Annotated in this window: 18 protein-coding genes and 1 tRNA gene; 11 read left to right on the top strand and 8 right to left on the bottom strand. The window is 72.2% G+C overall.

Annotated elements, in window-relative coordinates:
* Positions 1 to 67: 67 nt before the first annotated feature.
* The gene (gene chpH / locus IGS69_RS06100) at positions 68 to 301 is read right to left on the bottom strand and encodes a chaplin ChpH (protein ID WP_030608446.1); all 234 of its coding nucleotides are present in this window, start codon (positions 299 to 301) and stop codon (positions 68 to 70) included.
* Positions 302 to 448: 147 nt separating this feature from the next.
* A complete protein-coding gene (locus IGS69_RS06105; protein ID WP_190897553.1) occupies positions 449 to 1,774 on the bottom strand; it encodes a M20/M25/M40 family metallo-hydrolase in 1,326 nt (441 codons plus the stop codon).
* 196 nt (positions 1,775 to 1,970) lie between these two features.
* Here IGS69_RS06105 and IGS69_RS06110 point away from each other — a divergent pair.
* Positions 1,971 to 2,055 (top strand) — tRNA-Leu (locus IGS69_RS06110).
* Between the two features lie 63 nt (positions 2,056 to 2,118).
* Entirely contained in the window at positions 2,119 to 2,493 is a 375-nt protein-coding gene (locus IGS69_RS06115) for a YchJ family protein (protein ID WP_190897555.1), read from the top strand.
* 82 nt (positions 2,494 to 2,575) lie between these two features.
* Here the strand turns inward: IGS69_RS06115 and IGS69_RS06120 are convergent, their stop codons facing one another.
* Positions 2,576 to 3,277: a FadR/GntR family transcriptional regulator gene (locus IGS69_RS06120; RefSeq protein ID WP_190897556.1), complete on the bottom strand. Its 702-nt coding sequence runs from the start codon at positions 3,275 to 3,277 to the stop codon at positions 2,576 to 2,578.
* Between the two features lie 138 nt (positions 3,278 to 3,415).
* On the opposite strand from IGS69_RS06120, the gene IGS69_RS06125 reads away from it, so the two are divergent.
* The 3 genes from IGS69_RS06125 (at position 3,416) to IGS69_RS06135 (ending at position 6,170) form a co-directional block, all read left to right on the top strand.
* Entirely contained in the window at positions 3,416 to 3,934 is a 519-nt protein-coding gene (locus tag IGS69_RS06125) for a gluconokinase (RefSeq protein ID WP_190897557.1), read from the top strand.
* A 53-nt stretch (positions 3,935 to 3,987) separates the two neighbouring features.
* Positions 3,988 to 5,385 (top strand): GntP family permease, encoded by a 1,398-nt coding sequence (locus IGS69_RS06130; protein WP_190897558.1) that lies wholly within the window; start codon positions 3,988 to 3,990, stop codon positions 5,383 to 5,385.
* 158 nt (positions 5,386 to 5,543) lie between these two features.
* Complete coding sequence (locus tag IGS69_RS06135; protein WP_190897559.1) at positions 5,544 to 6,170, top strand: hypothetical protein; 627 nt, start codon at positions 5,544 to 5,546, stop codon at positions 6,168 to 6,170.
* Position 6,171: 1 nt separating this feature from the next.
* On the opposite strand, the gene IGS69_RS06140 is transcribed toward IGS69_RS06135, so the two are convergent.
* The 4 genes from IGS69_RS06140 to IGS69_RS06155 all read right to left on the bottom strand — a co-directional run bounded on the left by IGS69_RS06140 (position 6,172) and on the right by IGS69_RS06155 (position 10,134).
* Positions 6,172 to 6,795 (bottom strand): cytochrome b/b6 domain-containing protein, encoded by a 624-nt coding sequence (locus tag IGS69_RS06140; RefSeq protein ID WP_190897561.1) that lies wholly within the window; start codon positions 6,793 to 6,795, stop codon positions 6,172 to 6,174.
* Positions 6,779 to 7,504 (bottom strand): molybdopterin-dependent oxidoreductase, encoded by a 726-nt coding sequence (locus IGS69_RS06145; RefSeq protein ID WP_190904395.1) that lies wholly within the window; start codon positions 7,502 to 7,504, stop codon positions 6,779 to 6,781. The genes IGS69_RS06140 and IGS69_RS06145 overlap by 17 nt, the downstream gene beginning before the upstream one ends.
* Positions 7,505 to 7,615: 111 nt before the next feature.
* A complete protein-coding gene (locus IGS69_RS06150; RefSeq protein ID WP_190897563.1) occupies positions 7,616 to 9,151 on the bottom strand; it encodes an APC family permease in 1,536 nt (511 codons plus the stop codon).
* 32 nt (positions 9,152 to 9,183) lie between these two features.
* The gene (locus IGS69_RS06155) at positions 9,184 to 10,134 is read right to left on the bottom strand and encodes a hypothetical protein (protein WP_190904396.1); all 951 of its coding nucleotides are present in this window, start codon (positions 10,132 to 10,134) and stop codon (positions 9,184 to 9,186) included.
* 363 nt (positions 10,135 to 10,497) lie between these two features.
* Here IGS69_RS06155 and IGS69_RS06160 point away from each other — a divergent pair, with 363 nt between their 5' ends.
* From IGS69_RS06160 to IGS69_RS06175, 4 genes are all read left to right on the top strand, one after another.
* Positions 10,498 to 11,403 carry a DMT family transporter gene (locus tag IGS69_RS06160; protein ID WP_190897565.1) on the top strand — a complete coding sequence of 302 codons (906 nt, stop codon included), beginning with the start codon at positions 10,498 to 10,500 and terminating at the stop codon, positions 11,401 to 11,403.
* A 58-nt stretch (positions 11,404 to 11,461) separates the two neighbouring features.
* Positions 11,462 to 11,977: an NUDIX hydrolase gene (locus IGS69_RS06165; protein ID WP_190897567.1), complete on the top strand. Its 516-nt coding sequence runs from the start codon at positions 11,462 to 11,464 to the stop codon at positions 11,975 to 11,977.
* 38 nt (positions 11,978 to 12,015) lie between these two features.
* Positions 12,016 to 12,408, top strand: coding sequence for a YidH family protein (locus IGS69_RS06170; protein WP_190897568.1), 393 nt, complete (start codon positions 12,016 to 12,018; stop codon positions 12,406 to 12,408).
* Between the two features lie 106 nt (positions 12,409 to 12,514).
* Entirely contained in the window at positions 12,515 to 12,850 is a 336-nt protein-coding gene (locus IGS69_RS06175) for a DUF202 domain-containing protein (protein ID WP_190897569.1), read from the top strand.
* 6 nt (positions 12,851 to 12,856) lie between these two features.
* Here IGS69_RS06175 and IGS69_RS06180 read toward each other — a convergent pair whose 3' ends face one another.
* Positions 12,857 to 13,807, bottom strand: coding sequence for an NADP-dependent oxidoreductase (locus tag IGS69_RS06180; RefSeq protein ID WP_190897571.1), 951 nt, complete (start codon positions 13,805 to 13,807; stop codon positions 12,857 to 12,859).
* A gap of 200 nt (positions 13,808 to 14,007) precedes the next feature.
* On the opposite strand from IGS69_RS06180, the gene IGS69_RS06185 reads away from it, so the two are divergent.
* Together IGS69_RS06185 and IGS69_RS06190 are read left to right on the top strand one after the other, a co-directional pair.
* Positions 14,008 to 15,042, top strand: coding sequence for a phosphotransferase family protein (locus tag IGS69_RS06185; protein ID WP_190897572.1), 1,035 nt, complete (start codon positions 14,008 to 14,010; stop codon positions 15,040 to 15,042).
* 5 nt (positions 15,043 to 15,047) lie between these two features.
* Entirely contained in the window at positions 15,048 to 16,262 is a 1,215-nt protein-coding gene (locus IGS69_RS06190; protein ID WP_190897574.1) for an acyl-CoA dehydrogenase, read from the top strand.
* Positions 16,263 to 16,688: the final 426 nt, after the last annotated feature.

The following is a 16,688-nucleotide window of genomic DNA, read 5'->3' on the forward strand; positions in this document are numbered from 1 at the left end:
GTCCCGGAGCGCATGGCACGCGCTCCGGGACCGATGGCTTTGGACTCCCCTCAGCGAGGGGAAAGCATCACTTGTTGATGCAGGTGTTGCCGAAGGCGGGGTTCAGCAGCCCGATCACGGAGACCGTGTTGCCGCAGACGTTCACCGGGACGTGAACGGGCACCTGGACGACGTTGCCGGACAGGACGCCCGGGGAGTGCACGGCGGCACCCTGAGCACCCGAGTCGGCGACGGCCAGGCCCGCGCCCGCGAGAACCAGCCCACCGGTGGCAGCCGCAGCAGCGACGACCTTCTTGATCATTATTCCTCCTAGTTGGCAAAGCGACCCATCTTGCGATCGCATTACCTGTAACGAGGAGGGAGTAATGAGGCTACGAGCTTATGGTCGCATTCACTCTTCCCAGTCGATTCCGTACGCGCGACCGAATACCAACGCGCGGGGCCGGCTTCAGGACGCGTCGATGAACCGGTCGAGCACGCGCACGCCGAACCGCAGGCCCTCCACCGGCACCCGCTCGTCCACGCCGTGGAACATGCCGGCGAAGTCCAGCTCCGGGGGCAGCTTCAGCGGCACGAAGCCGAAACCGCGGATGCCCAGGTCGTCGAAGGACTTCGCGTCCGTGCCGCCGGAGAGCATGTAGGGGATCGCCTTGGCGGTCGGGTCCTCGGCCAGCAGCGCGGACTGCATCGCCGCCACGAGCGCCCCGTCGAAGGTGGTCTCGACGGCCTTGTCGGCGTGGACGTCCTCGCGACGGACGTTCGGGCCGAGGATCCGGTCGAGGTCGGCGAGGAACTCCTCCTCGTGGCCGGGCAGGAACCGTCCGTCGACGTGGGCGGTCGCCTCGCCGGGGATGACGTTGACCTTGTAACCGGCGCCGAGCTGTGTCGGGTTGGCCGTATTGCTCAGCGTCGCGCCGATGAACTTGGCGATGCCGCCGAGCCGGGCGAGGGTCGACTCCATGTCCTCCGGGTCGAGTTCGGTACCGAGGGCGTCACCGAGCTCGTCGAGGAAGGCGCGGGTGGTCTTGGTGACGCGCACCGGGAACTTGTGCCGCCCGAGCCGAGCGACGGCCTCCGACAGCTCGGTGATCGCGTTGTCCCGGTGGATCATCGACCCGTGCCCGGCGGTGCCGGCCACACTGAGCTTCATCCAGTGCATGCCCTTCTCGGCCGTCTGGATCATGTAGAGCCGCCGCTGCTCGCTGACGGTGAACGAGAATCCGCCCACCTCGCTGATCGCCTCGGTGACGCCCTCGAACAGGTCGGGGTGGTTGCGCACGAGGTGCTTGGCTCCGTACGTGCCACCGGCCTCCTCGTCGGCGAGGAACGCGAGGACGATGTCGCGCGGGGGCTTGCGCCCGCTGCGCAGCCGGTCGCGGACGACCGCCAGGGTCATCGCGTCCATGTCCTTCATGTCGACCGCCCCGCGGCCCCACACACAGCCGTCGGCGACCTCGCCGGAGAAGGGGTGGTGCGTCCAGTCGTCCGCGTTGGCCGGTACGACGTCGGTGTGGCCGTGGATGAGGAGCGCGGGCCGGGAGGGGTCCTCGCCCTCGATCCGGGCCACCGTGGAGGCGCGGCCCGGGTGGGACTCGAAGATCTGCGGCTCGAGCCCGACCTCGGCGAGCTTCTCGGCGACGTACTCGGCCGCCTTGCGTTCGCCCGGACCCGAGTGGTCGCCGTAGTTGCTGGTGTCGATCTGGATCAGCTCGCGGCAGAGGTCCACGACCTCGTCCTCGCCGGTGACGCTCCTGGCCGTGTCCGTCTCGCTCACGTGCTTCCTCCCGGTGTCACTGCTGGTGGGTCCCCCTCATCCTCTCTCTCCCCGGCCCGCGCCCCAAGAGCGCTCCCGGCCCGTCACACGCCGTTCACGCCCCGCCGGGGTACGGCCGGGGGGTGATCGGCCACCCCGGAAAGCCTGGTAATGTTTACGTCGTCGCCGCGGGGAGAACCCACGCGACACACACCTTGTCCGGGTGGCGGAATGGCAGACGCGCTAGCTTGAGGTGCTAGTGCCCTTTATCGGGCGTGGGGGTTCAAGTCCCCCCTCGGACACATGAAGCCTGAGGGCCGTGACCGCGAGGTCACGGCCCTCAGGCGTTTCTCGGAGAGGTGACCATGACCAGCCGTTCCTGCCCGTGCGGACTTCCCCAGGCCTACGAGGCGTGCTGCGGCCGTTTCCACTCCGGGGGCGCCGCCGCGCCGACCGCCGAGGCGTTGATGCGGTCGCGGTACTGCGCGTTCGTGAAGGGGGACGTCGCGTATCTGCTGCGGACGTGGCACCCGCGGACGCGGCCGGGACGGCTGGAGCTGGATCCGGGGATGCGGTGGACCGGGCTGGAGGTCCTGGGGACGAGCGACGGGTCCGCGTTCCACACCACCGGCACCGTGGAGTTCCGGGCGTCCTACCGGGGCGGGTCCCTGCACGAGCTGAGCCGGTTCGAGCGGGTCGACGGGGCCTGGGTGTACGTCGACGGGGAGTTCCCGGCGTAGCGGATGCCACGGCGGGAGACGCGGAGCCCTCGGCGCGGCGGGTGCTGCGGCGGGAGACGCGAGGTCCTCGGCAGAGCGGGTGCTACGGCGCCAGGATGTCGAGTTCCTGGAGGGCGCCGACCGTGATCTCGCGGGTCAGCTCCTCCGCCCGGGCGGCGTCGCCCTCGCGGACCGCCTCGGCGACCTGGACGTGCAGGGTGACGGCGGCCGGGTCGGGGTCCTCGAACATGACGTCGTGCTGGGTGCGGCCGGTCAGTACCTCCGCGACGACGTCGCCGAGGCGGGCGAACATCTCGTTGCCGGAAGCGATCAGGACGACGCGGTGGAAGGCGACGTCGTGGTGGAGGTACCCCTCGAGTTTGTGACCGCGCGAGTGAGCGACCATGCCGAGGGCGCACTCGGTGAGCTCGGCGCACTGCTCGGCCGTGGCGTGCCGGGCGGCGAGGCCGGCCGCGACCGGCTCGATGGCCGAGCGCAGCACCGTGAGGGAACGCAGCTGCCCGGGACGGTCGGCTCCGGCCAGGCGCCAGCGGATGACCTGCGGGTCGTAGACGTTCCACTCGGACTTCGGGCGGACCGTGACGCCGACGCGGCGGCGGGACTCGACCAGGTACATGGACTCCAGGACGCGGACCGCCTCGCGCATCACGGACCGCGACACGTCGAAACGCTGGGCGAGCTCGTCGGTGCGCAGAACGCTGCCCGGCGGGTACTCACCCGCGGTGATCTCGGGGCCGAGGGTGTCCAGAACCCGGCCGTGCAGCCCCCGGCCCGTTGTGCTCATGCACTCAGCGTACGGGGTAGATCACGGAGACAAAAAGTCAGACTTATTTGTCACGGTCTCTTGAATTCGTCGTACCTAATGGGTTTCAGTTGCGTCGACATCACGTGTCGACCTCGGACAGCAGACAGTGAGGCAGCGATGAACACCCCCCACGTCGTCGTGGTCATGGGCGTAGCGGGCACCGGCAAGACCACCATCGGTCCCCTGCTCGCGGCCCGGCTCGGCGTTCCGTACGCCGAGGGCGACGACTTCCATCCGCCGGCCAACATCGCCAAGATGTCGGCCGGCACCCCGCTCACCGACGAGGACCGCCTGCCCTGGCTCGACGCCATCGGCGCGTGGGCGCACGGGCGGGCCGGGCTCGGCGGGGTCGTCAGCTGCTCGGCACTGAAGCGGTCGTACCGCGACCGGCTGCGGGCCGCCGCGCCGGGCGTGGTCTTCGTGCATCTCACGGGTGACCGCGCGCTGATCGAGGACCGGATGTCGCACCGGCAGGGGCACTTCATGCCCACGGCGCTGCTCGACTCCCAGTTCGCCACGCTCCAGCCCCTCGCGGCGGACGAGGCGGGGGTCGGGGTGGACGTCGCGGGCGGCCCGGAGGAGATCACCGAACGGGCGGTGCACGCCCTGCAGGACCTCCCCGAGCCCGTCCAGTAGCCCCTGGCGGTTTTCCCCTTCCTCCTCTTCTCCCCAACACAAGGAAACCCACCGTGACCAGACTCAGCGTCGAGATGCTGGCAGCGGACGCACCCGAGCCGATCACCTCGGCCGGCCACGCTCAGCTGGGCATCGCCGTCCTGGCGGGCATCGCCGTCATCGTCCTGCTCATCACGAAGTTCAAGCTGCACGCCTTCCTGTCGCTGACCATCGGGTCACTGGCGCTCGGCGCGATCGCCGGGGCGCCCCTGGACAAGGTGCTGCTCAGCTTCAGCGCCGGCCTCGGCTCCACGGTCGCCGGTGTCGGTGTGCTGATCGCCCTCGGGGCGATCCTGGGCAAGATGCTCGCCGACTCCGGCGGCGCCGACCAGATCGTCGACACGATCCTCGCCCGGGCCGGCGGGCGGTCGATGCCGTGGGCGATGGTGCTGATCGCCTCCGTGATCGGGCTGCCGCTGTTCTTCGAGGTCGGCATCGTGCTGCTGATCCCCGTCGTACTGATGGTCGCCAAGCGAGGCAACTACTCGCTGATGCGCATCGGTATCCCGGCGCTCGCGGGCCTGTCCGTGATGCACGGCCTGGTGCCGCCGCACCCCGGTCCGCTGGTCGCGATCGACGCCGTCGGGGCCGACCTGGGCGTGACGCTGGCGCTGGGCGTCCTCGTCGCCATACCCACGGTGATCATCGCCGGTCCGGTGTTCTCGAAGTACGCGGCCCGCTGGGTGGACGTCCCGGCCCCCGAGAAGATGATCCCGCAGCGCGCCTCCGAGGAGCTCGACAAGCGCCCCGGCTTCGGCGCCACGCTCTTCACCGTGCTGCTCCCGGTGATCCTCATGCTCGCCAAGGCACTCGTCGACATCGTCGTGGACGACCCCGAGAACCCGGTGCAGCGCGTCTTCGACGTCGTGGGCGCCCCGATGATCGCCCTGCTCGCCTCGGTGCTGGTCGGCATCTTCACGCTGCTGCGGCCCGCGGGGTTCTCCAAGGAGCGGATCTCGCCGCTCGTCGAGAAGAGCCTCATGCCGATCGCGGGCATCCTGCTGATCGTCGGCGCGGGCGGCGGCTTCAAGCAGACGCTCATCGACACGGGCGTGGGGCAGATGGTCCTGGACATCTCCGAGGACTGGGCCATCCCCGCGCTGCTGCTGGCCTGGCTGATCGCGGTGGTGATCCGGCTCGCGACCGGTTCGGCGACCGTGGCCACGGTCTCGGCGGCCGGTCTGGTCGCCCCGCTCGCGGCGGACATGTCCACCACGCACGCGGCGCTGCTCGTCCTGGCCATCGGCGCCGGCTCGCTGTTCTTCAGCCACGTCAACGACGCCGGATTCTGGATGGTGAAGGAGTACTTCGGGCTGAGCGTCGGCCAGAACATCAAGACCTGGTCCGTCATGGAGACGATCATCTCGGTGGTCGCCGGCGGTCTGGTCCTGCTGTTGTCCCTCGTGATCTAGAGGTGGTGCCGCCCGGGAGCGCGCCTCGGCCCTGGTGCCGAGGCGCGCTCCCCTGCGCGGCGGAGCCGGTTCCTTCCCCGGGGCGATGCCCGCGCTCCGCGTGGCTGCGATCTTGAAGGCATCGCCGGCCTTTGCCGGCCGCCACAGGGAGGAACACCATGACCGTCCACGTCTCGCCCGTCGCCCCTTCCGGGACCCCGGGACCTCCCGGCCGGCTGCGCAGGGCGTGGGCCGCCGCGCACGCGCCGGTGCCCGGGGTGCGGCGGTGGGCGCGGATCGCCGCTTGCGCCGTACCGCTCGTCGTGGTGCCGTCGAGCGTGTGGCGGGTCGTGGTGGTCGTCTTCGACGACGGCACAGCGGAGAAGAGCGGGAATCTCCCGGCCTGGCTGCCGCTCCAGGTGTACGTCGTCCTGCTGTCGGTGTTCTCCGAGCTGGTGGCGTTCATCGCGGTCGGGTTGATCGCCGCGTGGGGTGAGGCGGTTCCGCGCTGGGTGCCGCTGCTGGGCGGGCGCCGGGTGCCGACGGCCGCCGCGGCCGTGCCCGCCGCTCTCGGTGCCCTGCTGCTGACGGTGCTGTGGACCGCCGCGTTCGTCGCGGACGCCGCGGGGGTCACGCTCCGCGGGGACCCGGCTCCGAGCGACTTCCCGACGGCGGCGGGCGGCTGGAAAGCCGCCGTGTTCTACGTCTGCTACCTCCCGCTGCTGCTGTGGGGGCCCCTGCTCGCGGCCGTCACGGTGGCCTATGTGCGGCGCCGGAACCGTCCCGGGCCGGCCGGGCCCCGGTGACTCACGGCCGCCACAGGGTGTGCTGCCGCTCCGCCCACTCCCGGCTCACCGAGCCGGTGCGCATGCCCCTCCTGGACTCCGGGTCCGCCAGGGCCATGCCGATGTGGCCTGCCAGGACGATGCCGATGGTGAGGGCCAGCCAGTCGTGGACGAAGGTGGCGCTGGTGCGCCAGAGCAGGGGGGTGAGGTGGGTGAACCACATCATCAGGCCCGTGGCGAGCATGACCAGCGTGGCGCCGGCGATCCAGGCGGCGTAGAGCTTCTGGCCGGCGTTGAACTTGGCCGCGGGGCGGGACGAGCGGCGTTTGTCGCGGTGCAGGGCGGCGCGCAGCCAGGTGCGGTCGTGCGGGCCGAAGCGGTTGAGGCGGCCGAGGTCGGCGCGGAAGGCCCGGGAGGCGAGGGCGGCCAGGACGGGGACGGGCAGAACAAGTCCGGCCCACTGGTGCAGGGTGACGACCAGAGCGCGGCGGCCGACGAGTTCGGCGAGCTGGGGGACGTAGAGGCAGGCCGCGGTGACGACGCAGATGGCCATCAGGGCGGCCGTGGTGCGGTGGGTCCAGCGCTGCAGTGTGGTGAAGCGGCGCACGTGGGCCGTGTCCGGCGGGGTGTCAGCTCGTAGGGTCATCGTCGCGTCCGTTCGAGCGGCCCACCCAGGCGTCGACGTCGTAGCCGCGCTCCTCCCAGTAGCCCGGCCGGACCTCGTCGGTGACGGTGATGCCGGAGAGCCACTTGGCGGACTTGTAGAAGTACATGGGCGCCACGTAGAGGCGGACCGGGCCGCCGTGGGAGTGGCCGAGGTCCTTGTCCTGCATGCGCAGGGCGACCAGGACGTCCGCGCGGCGGGCCTGGTCGAGGGTGAGGCTCTCGGTGTACGTGCCGTCGAAGCAGGTGAAGCGGATGGCCCTGGCCGTGGGGCGGACCCGGGCCGCGTCCAGGATCCGGGACAGGCGTACGCCCTCGAAGGGGGTGTCGGGGACGCGCCAGCCCGTGACGCACTGGACGTCGCGGACGATGCGGGTCTGGGGCAGGGCCTTGAGGTCGTCCAGGGTGTAGGTCGTGGGGCGCTCGACCAGGCCGTCCACGGTGAGCCGGTAGTTGGCCGCGTTCTTGCGGGGGACGGACGAGGCGACCGAGTAGTAGCGGAAGCCGCCGCCGTTGGGGAGCAGGCCCGTCAGGCCGGTGGGGTCCTTGTCGGCCGCGCCGCCGAGGAAGCGCTCCAGGCCGCGTTGCAGCGGAGGCGCGGCGACCACGCCCGCGGCGCCCAGGGCGAGGGTGCCGAGGAAGACGCGGCGGCCGATCGGGGTGCCCCGTTCTTCGGGGTGCTCGTCGTTCACACCCCTGGGTACGTCCTGGTTCACGTACTCATTCGAACACCCGCGGCCCCCGTAGGACAGGGATCGCGGGTGCTCGTCAGACTTCCGTCACCACTTCTTGCGCCGGCCGCGTCAGGAGGAGGCCGCCTTGTCGAGCTGGAACGCCTCGTTGCCGAGGCCGATCCGGGCGTGCTTCTCGGGGGCGCGGGCCCGCAGCACCAGGCCGAGCACCACACCGGCGAGCGCGGCGAGGCCGATGATGCCGGGCAGCACCCAGCTCAGTGAGGAGCCGGGCCCGGCGCCGACCAGCACCTCGAAGTCCTTCACCGTGTAGCCGGCGATCACCAGCAGGGCGATGCCCGCCAGGGCGGACGTGACCAGCCGCCAGGCCTGGGCGCCGGCGGCGCCGCGGCGGACGAAGAACACGACGACGGACAGGGAGGCCGCCGCCATCAGCACGATCACGCCGAGGGCGCCGATGTTGCCGAACCAGGTGAACAGGTGCAGGACGGGCGCGGTGGGGTCGCCGGCCGGTTTGTCGTCGGCGAGGGCGAAGGCGGCCACGACCACCACGGCCACGACGGTCTGGAGCAGCGAGCCGGTGCCCGGGGCGCCGCTGCTGCCGCTGGTGCGGCCGAAGGCGGCCGGCAGCAGACCCTCGCGGCCCATGGCGAAGGCGTAGCGGGCGACGACGTTGTGGAAGCTGAGCAGCGCGGCGAACATGCCGGTGACGAACAGGACGTGCAGGACGTCCGTGAAGGTGCCGCCCAGGCGGGACTCGGTGAGGAAGAACAGCAGCCCGGCGCTCTGCTTCTGTGACGTGCCGACGATGCCGGAGGGGCCGGTGGCGACGGTGAGGGCCCAGGAGCTCAGCGCGAAGAAGACGGCGACCCCGCCGACCGCGAGGAACATCACCCGCGGCACCAGCACGTGCGGCCGGCTGGTCTCCTCGGCGTAGACGGGCGCCTGTTCGAAGCCGAGGAAGGCGGCGATGCAGAAGCACAGCGCGGTGCCGACGCCCGCGCCGGTGAGCGTGTCGGGGTTGAAGGCGTGCAGCGACAGGCCTTCCTTGCCGGGGTCGGCGAGGGCGGCGACGTCGAAGATCACGACGAGGAGCACCTCGATGACCAGCAGTACGCCGAGCACGCGGGCGTTGACGTCGATCTTCAGCCAGCCGAGCAGCCCGACGGCGAGCGCGGCCACGAGGGCCGGTATCCACCAGGCGATCTCCACGTCGGCGTAGGTGGCGAAGAGTCCGGAGACCTCGAAGCCGAAGATGCCGTAGATGCCGACCTGGAGCGCGTTGTAGGCGACGAGGGCGACCAGGGCGGCGCCGGCTCCGGCGGTGCCCCCGAGGCCGCGGGAGATGTACGCGTAGAAGGCGCCCGCGTTGTGGACGTGGCGGCTCATCTCGGCGTAGCCCACGCTGAACAGGATCAGGACGACGCCGAGGAGGACGAAGAGCAGCGGCTGGCCGACGATGCCCATCACCGCGAATGTGGTGGGCATGACACCCGCGACGACCATGAGCGGCGCGGTCGCGGCGAGGACGGAGAGCAGCAGACCCCCGGTGCCGAGCCGGTCGGCGCGCAGGGCGCGCTCCTGCCCCTTGAACGTACTGATGCCGCCGGAGGCGGGTGGGCTCGTTCTCGAACTGTCCGTGGTCATCGGGGGTGCGTCCTCACTCTTCGGGTCGGGGGTCAGGCCGTGCCGAGCGCGCCGGCGCGAGCGGCGGCGAAAGCGGTGTGCGGGTCGCGGTCCGGGTACGACCAGGGCGCCGGGGTGGCGTGGTGGCCGATCCGGTGGAACAGGGCGGCGGCCTCGGCGCCCCGCCCCTCGCAGAACTTGGCGTGGGCGAGGAAGTTCAGATCGATCAGCCGCCGCGGGTGCCCCTCCAGCTCCCATTCCAGCCACCAGTCGAAGGCGGCCTTCATGACCTGCCGGGCGCGGCGGCCCGTCCAGTGGCCGGAGGCGGCCGGGTCGGCGGGTTCGTGCCCGGCGGCGGCCAGCGCGCGGTACCGCTCGGCGTGCGCGATGACCGGCAGGATCGCGAGCGGCGAGTCGGCGGGGGCCTGCTCGGCGGCCCAGTTGGCGAAGTCGTAGACCTCGTGCAGCGGGTCCGGACCGGCCTCGGTGCGGCGGGCCGCGAGCCGGGCGACCATCAGGTGGTGGGCGTGGTGGTGGTCGGCGTAGCGGGCGCGGACCGCCTCGAATCCGCGGACCACGTCCTGGTCGGCGCCGACCGCGCAGTCCAGCATGAGCAGGCCGAGCCAGGGGGTGGGATCGGCGGGGGTCCGGGTCACGGCGGCCTGGCAGGCCTCGCGGGCCCGGACCGGCTTGGCCTTGCCGCGCAGGGCGCGCCGGACCTCGGCGAGGGCCAGCAGCACGGAGGCGTCGGCGGACTCGGGTTCGGCGAGCAGCCACTCCCGGGCCCACGCGGCGCAGTAGGTCTCGCGGGCGAGGACGGTGACGCGGTGGCCGCGCCGGTCCCAGTCGTCCCCGGTGTGGACCAGGAGGGACCGGGCGTTCTGCCAGCGGCCCTGCGCCAGTGCGGTGCGGGCGGCCACGAGTTCGGCGTCGTCGAGGGCCTCGTCGAAGGCCTGCGCCGCACGTCTGCGGCCACGGCCGAGGGGAGGCGGGGGTGGGGACACCGCGAACTTCCTCACGCGCTCTTCTTGTGTTCCGGCTCACGGCGACAGGGGGAGCGCGGATGTGCGCACTGCCATGAACTGATCACACACAGCCAACCCCCAGCCAACGGTCGTCGTCAAGGGCGGCCAGGGCGTTACACGCGTCAATCGTCGCTACTTGTGAGGGAATTGTGATTCAGGAGACACGAGAGACAGGTGCGGCGGGCATACGATTTTTCCGTTTCGTCCTTTGTGATGCACCTCATAGCGCGGGCTGCCACCGCCCCCGACGATGGCATGACGTACGGGCCTGCCGGCGAAACCGGCCGGTACAGTCGGCCCCTACGCAACCGTGAACCCGACCTGACGATCGAGGTACACCGCGTGTCGGTTCTAGTTCTGGCGCTCGCCCTGGGTGCCGCCTGCTGTCTGGGCTTCGGCTTCGTGCTCCAGCAGAACGCGGCCCAGCGGGCCCCGCTGAGCGACTTCCTCTCCTTCCGGCTGCTGCTCGACCTCGTGAAGGTGCCGCGCTGGCTCGGCGGCATCGCGCTGATGGTGGCCGGCATGGGGCTGGGCGCAGCCGCGCTGGGGCAGGGCGAGCTGTCGCTGGTGGAGCCCCTGCTGGCGACGAACCTGCTCTTCGCGCTCGCACTCTCCCGCAAGCAGACCCGGCAGCCGCTCGGCCGCCAGGGCTGGGCGGGCCTGCTCCTGCTGGCCGGCGGTGTGACCGCGTTCATCGTGGCCGGTCAGCCGGAGGGCGGCGCCGCGACGGCCGATCCGGTGCGGCAGTGGCTCATCATCGGCGCCATGATCGGGCTCGCCCTGATCCTCACGACCCACGGCAAGCGGTCCCGGCTGAGCTCCGGCCCGGTCCTGCTGGCCCTGGCCGCCGGGCTGCTCTACGGCGTGCAGGACGCCCTGACCAGGGTCAGCGGGCAGAAGGCCGCCGACGGCGGCTTCGCCGAGCTGCTCACCGGCTGGGAGCCGTACGCGGTGCTGGCGCTCGGCGTCACGGGGCTGGTCCTGGTGCAGAGCGCGTTCGAGACCGCGTCGCTGCGCAAGTCGCTGCCCGCGCTGACCGCGGCCCAGCCGCTCGCCGGGATCGTCTGCGGCGTCGGTTTCCTGGGCGACCGGCTGCGCACCGACGCGGTGGCCCTGAGCTGGGAGGCCGGTGGTCTGCTGGCCGTGGTCGCCGGGATCGTCCTGCTGGGTCTGCATCCGGCGATGCCGCAGGGGGCACCGGAGCGGGCCCGGGTGGCCGCGCCCGCCGTCAGCCCGGCCTCGCCCTGACGGGCTCCACGCCGCCCGGGCGCGTCGCCCGGGGCGGGTGTCCTGCTTGGATGAGGACATGAGCGCTGCTGACGAGATCCTCGACGTCGTCGACGAGAACGACCGGGTCGTCGGGCAGTGCCCGCGCGGCGAGGTCTACGCCCGGGGGCTGCGCCATCGCTGTGTCTTCATCCAGGCCCGGGACGCCGAGGACCGGATCTTCGTGCACCGGCGCACCCCCACCAAGCTGGTCTTCCCCTCCCTCCACGACATGTTCGTCGGCGGAGTCGTCGGCGCCGGGGAGTCCTACGACACGGCGGCCCTGCGCGAGGCCGAGGAGGAGCTGGGCGTCAGCGGCCTCCCGCAGCCGCGGCACCTCTTCACCTTCCTCTACGACGACGGCTCCGGCCGGTCCTGGTGGTCTGCCGTCTACGACGTCCGCTGCGAGCTCCCGGTGCGGCCGCAGGCCGAGGAGGTGGCCTGGCACGATTTCCTGTCCGAGGCTGAGGTCGAGCGGCGCCTGACCGACTGGGAGTGGGTGCCGGACGGGCTGGCGGCGTACGAGCGGCTCAAGGCGTTCCGGTCGGCCGGCTGACGCGGAAGCGGACCGGGTGCCCGGGTAGGGTCGCGCAGGTGATCGAGTTCGTACGGAACGTCCGGTTGTGGTTCGCGCCCGAGGAGGTCCGGGAGGACGGCGAGACGCCCGACTACCGGTTCTCGCTGGCCAACGAGCGCACCTTCCTGGCCTGGCTGCGCACCGCGCTCGCGCTGATCGGGGGCGGCTTCGCGGTGGACCAGTTCCTGCCGGACCTGCGCTGGGCCTGGCGGGTGGGGCTGGCGCTCGCGCTGCTGGCCGCGGGCGTGCTGTGCTCCCTGCGGGCGGTCAACCACTGGGTGCGCTGCGAACGGGCCATGCGGCGGGGCGAGGACCTGCCGGTGTCCCGTTTCCCCGCGCTGCTGAGCCTGGTGGTCGCGGTCGTGGCGGTCGCCATGGTCGTGGTGGTGCTCGTGGGGTGGGAGGGGTGAGCGCCCGGCCGCGGGACCCCGCTCGCGATCCCGGACCGTGGCTCCTGCGGACCCCGCGCACGACGCCTGCGGACACAGGCGTCGCCGTACTCGCGGGGAGCGAGCGGTGAGCGGCCCGGCGCACCGGGCGCCGGACCCCGACCGCGATCCCGGACTGCAGCCCGAGCGCACCCGGCTCGCGTGGCGGCGTACGACGCTGTCGGGCACGGTCGTCGCCGTGCTCGCGGTGAAGACGGTGCTGCACGGTGGGGCGTCGGCGGCCGGGGTCGTGGCGTGCGCGCTGTGCTGCGGGCTCTGGCTGGGCTTCCTGCGCGTCGCCCACCGGCGCATCCACACCCTCTCGACCTCCCCGAGCCCCGCCGCGTTCGCGCCCCGGCACGCGGCGGCCGCGGTGCTGTGCACGGTGGCGATGGCGGTGTGCGGGGCCGCCCTCGTGCTCTAGGCCCGCTCAGGCGTCCTCGCCCTCGCTGTCCCGGTCCACCGTCACCACGATCTTGCCGCGGGTGCGGCCCCGCTGGTTCAGCCGGTGCGCGTCCGCCGCCCGCTCCAGGGGGAACGTCTGGTCGACATGCACGCTCACCACGCCCTGCTCCGCCAGGTCGGCCAGGTGCTGGAGGTCCTGCGCGTCCGGGCGGACGAAGTAGTAGCGGCCGCCGTATTTCACGACGTCGAGGTCGGTGATCGACGCCAGGCGGCCCTCGGGGGCCAGCAGGTTCGCCGACACCTTCAGCGCCTCCCCGCCCACCGTGTCGAACACCGCGTCCACCCCCTCCGGGGCCAGCCCGCGCACCCGCTCGCCGAGGCCCTCGCCGTACGCCACCGGCTCCCCGCCGAGGCCCCGCACGAAGTCGTGGTTGGGCTCGCTCGCCGTACCGATCACCCGGGCACCGAGGTGGACGCCGAGCTGCACGGCGATCGAGCCGACACCCCCGGCCGCGGCGTGCACCAGGACGGTCTCGCCCCGCTTCACCTGGAGCACCTTGTTCAGCATCTGGTAGGCGGTGAGCCCGACCAGCGGCAGCCCGGCCGCCTCCTCGAAGGAGAGGTTGCGCGGCTTGCGGGCGAGGGTGCGCAGCGGCGCGGCCACGTACTCGGCGAAGGTGCCGCGGGAGAGGAAGTCCTCGCGCACGTACCCGATGACCTCGTCCCCGGCAGAGAATTCCGAGACGGCCGCGCCGGGCCGTACGACGACGCCCGAGACGTCCCAGCCGGGCACCACGGGGAAGACGGCGGCGAGGATCGGGTCGAGGTATCCCTCGCGGGCCTTCCAGTCGACGGGGTTCACGGCCGCCGCCCGCACCTTCACCAGCACCGAGTCCGGGCCGACCTTCGGATCGCGCACCTCCCCATACACCAGCACCTCGGGTCCGCCGTACCGTGAGTAGCTGATCGCCTTCATGGATCTGACCTTCCGGGCTCGTCGGGCGCCACGCAAGCCGGATGGCCTGAACGAACCGGCCGAAACCTCCCCGGTCGCCCCCCGTGACGAGGCGTCGGCCTATCGTGGCTCCGATCACGTTTCGCCCCCGCTCTGGACGACATACCGACCGGTCGGCATCATGAGTCGGGAACTGTCCGTCCCGCCCGTAGGAGCGACGCATGAGCCCCGACCACCCGCCCGGACTCGATCTCGACCGGTTGCGCGGCCTGCTCGACCGCGAGCGGCCCGGCCTGGTGACCGGCCCGCTGTCCGGCCGGCTGATCGAGGGCGGACGGTCGAACCTCACCTACGCGGTCTCCGACGGCACCTCCCGGTGGGTCGTCAGACGACCCCCGCTCGGCCATGTCCTGGCCACCGCGCACGACATGAAGCGCGAGCACCGGGTGATCAGCGCGCTGCACCCGACCGCCGTGCCGGTGCCGGAGCCGGTGCTGCTGTGCGAGGACGAGGAGGTGCTGGGATCGCCGTTCTACGTCATGGAGTTCGTCGAGGGCACCCCCTACCGCACCGCCGACCAGCTCCTCCCGCTCGGTGCGGAGCGGACCCGGGGCGCGGTGCTGAACCTGGTCGACACGCTGGTGGAGCTGCACGCGGTCGACCCGGGCGAGGTGGGCCTCGCCGACTTCGGACGGCCCGAGGGCTTCCTGGACCGGCAGCTGCGACGCTGGGGCAAGCAGCTGGACGCCTCGCGCAACCGCGACCTGGACGGCATCGACGAGCTGCACGCCGCCCTCGGGCGCGAGCTGCCCGACTCCCCCGCCCCGGCCGTCGTGCACGGCGACTACCGGCTCGACAACGTGCTGATCGGCCAGGACGACCAGATCAGGGCGATCCTCGACTGGGAGATGTCCACGCTCGGCGACCCGCTCACCGACCTCGGCCTGCTGGTCATGTACAGCATGCCGCTCGGCATGCCCGAGTCCCCCGTCTCCACGACCGCCGAGGCCCCCGGGCATCCGGCGCCGTCGGAACTCATCGAGCGGTACGCCGCGCGCTCCGGGCGCGACGTCTCCGCGGTCTCCTGGTACACGGCGTTCGCCTGGTTCAAGCTCGCCGTGATCCTCGAGGGCATCCACTACCGCTACACGCTGGGCCAGACGGTCGGACGCGGCTTCGACCGCATCGGCGACCTCGTCCCCGTCTTCGTCCGGCACGGACTGACCACGCTCCACGAAGGCCTCCAGGAGGGCTGATCCACATGGACTTCGCTTTCGACGCGCGCACCGAAGAGCTGCGCGCCAAGCTCCTCGCCTTCATGGACGAGTACGTCTATCCCGCCGAGGCGGTCGCTCACGAGCAGCGCGAGCGGCTGGCCTCGCCGTGGGAGAACCCGCCGGTGGTGGAGGAGCTCAAGGCCGAGGCCCGCAGGCAGGGCCTGTGGAACCTCTTCCTGCCGGACTCCGAGTACGGGGCCGGGCTGACGAACCTCCAGTACGCGCCGCTCGCCGAGATCATGGGCCGCTCCCCGCAGCTGGCGCCGACCGTGACGAACTGCGCGGCGCCCGACACCGGGAACATGGAGGTGCTCACCCAGTTCGGCGACGAGCAGCAGCGCAAGCAGTGGCTGGAGCCCCTGCTGGCCGGCGAGATCCGCTCGGCGTTCGCGATGACCGAGCCGGACGTGGCCTCCTCCGACGCCACCAACATCACCACCCACATCGAGCGGGACGGCGACGAGTACGTCATCACCGGCCGCAAGTGGTACATCTCCGGGGCGATGCACCCCGACTGCAAGATCTTCATCGTGATGGGCAAGACCGACCCGGACGGAGAGGACATCCGCCGCCAGCAGTCGATGGTGCTGGTGCCGCGCGACACCCCGGGCGTCACCATCAAGCGGGCCATGCAGGTGTTCGGCTACGAGGACCACTACCACGGTGGTCACGCCGAGGTGATCTTCGACCACGCGCGCGTGCCGGTGTCGAACCTGATCGGCGAGGAGGGCGGCGGTTTCGCCATCGCGCAGGCGCGGCTCGGGCCGGGGCGGATCCACCACTGCATGCGGCTGATCGGCATGGCGGAGCGGGCCATCGAGCTGATGTGCCGGCGCGCGGTCTCCCGGACCGCGTTCGGGAAGGCGCTGGCTCAGCAGGGCGTGGTCCACAACTGGATCGCGGACGCGCGGGTGACGGTGGAGCAGCTGCGGCTGCTGGTGCTGAAGACCGCGTGGCTGATGGACACGGTGGGCAATCGCGGTGCGCACACCGAGATCCAGTCCATCAAGATCGCCACGCCTCGGGCGGTGGTGGACATCCTCGACCGGGCGATCCAGCTGCACGGTGCCGGCGGGGTGAGCCAGGACCTTCCGCTGGCGGAGCTGTACGCGGGAGCGCGGACGCTGATGATCGCGGACGGACCGGACGAGGTGCACCAGCGGTCGCTGGCACGGCGGGAGCTGAAGCGGTACGTGTGACGCTCCGCGGGTGGCCGGGGCGGTGGGGGGCCCTCCCCGGCGTCCCGGCGTCGGGCATCCCGGCGTCCGGCGTCGGGCCTCCGGGCGTCACGCCGTCCTGGCGTCCCGCCGTCCCCGCGTCCCGGCGTCGGGCCTCCCGGCGCCCCGCCGTCCCGGCATCCCGCCGTCCCGGCACCCCGGCGCCCCCGGTCCCCGCGTCCCGGCGTCGGGCGTCCCGGCGTCGGGCCTCCGGGCTCCCCGCCGCCCTGGCGTCCCGCCGTCCCCGCGTCCCCGCGTCGGGCCCCCCGGCGCCCCGCAGTCCCGGCATCCCGCCGCCCCGGCACCCCGCCGCCCCGCCGCCCCACCGCCCCGGCCGCAGCCCCTCGCGTCGGCCGGCGGATGCGGTCGCCCGGGTGGGGACGGGATGTGGGACTTCGCATGGTCTCG

It is taken from the genome of Streptomyces tuirus (genome assembly GCF_014701095.1).
In the GTDB taxonomy this organism is placed as follows: domain Bacteria; phylum Actinomycetota; class Actinomycetes; order Streptomycetales; family Streptomycetaceae; genus Streptomyces; species Streptomyces tuirus.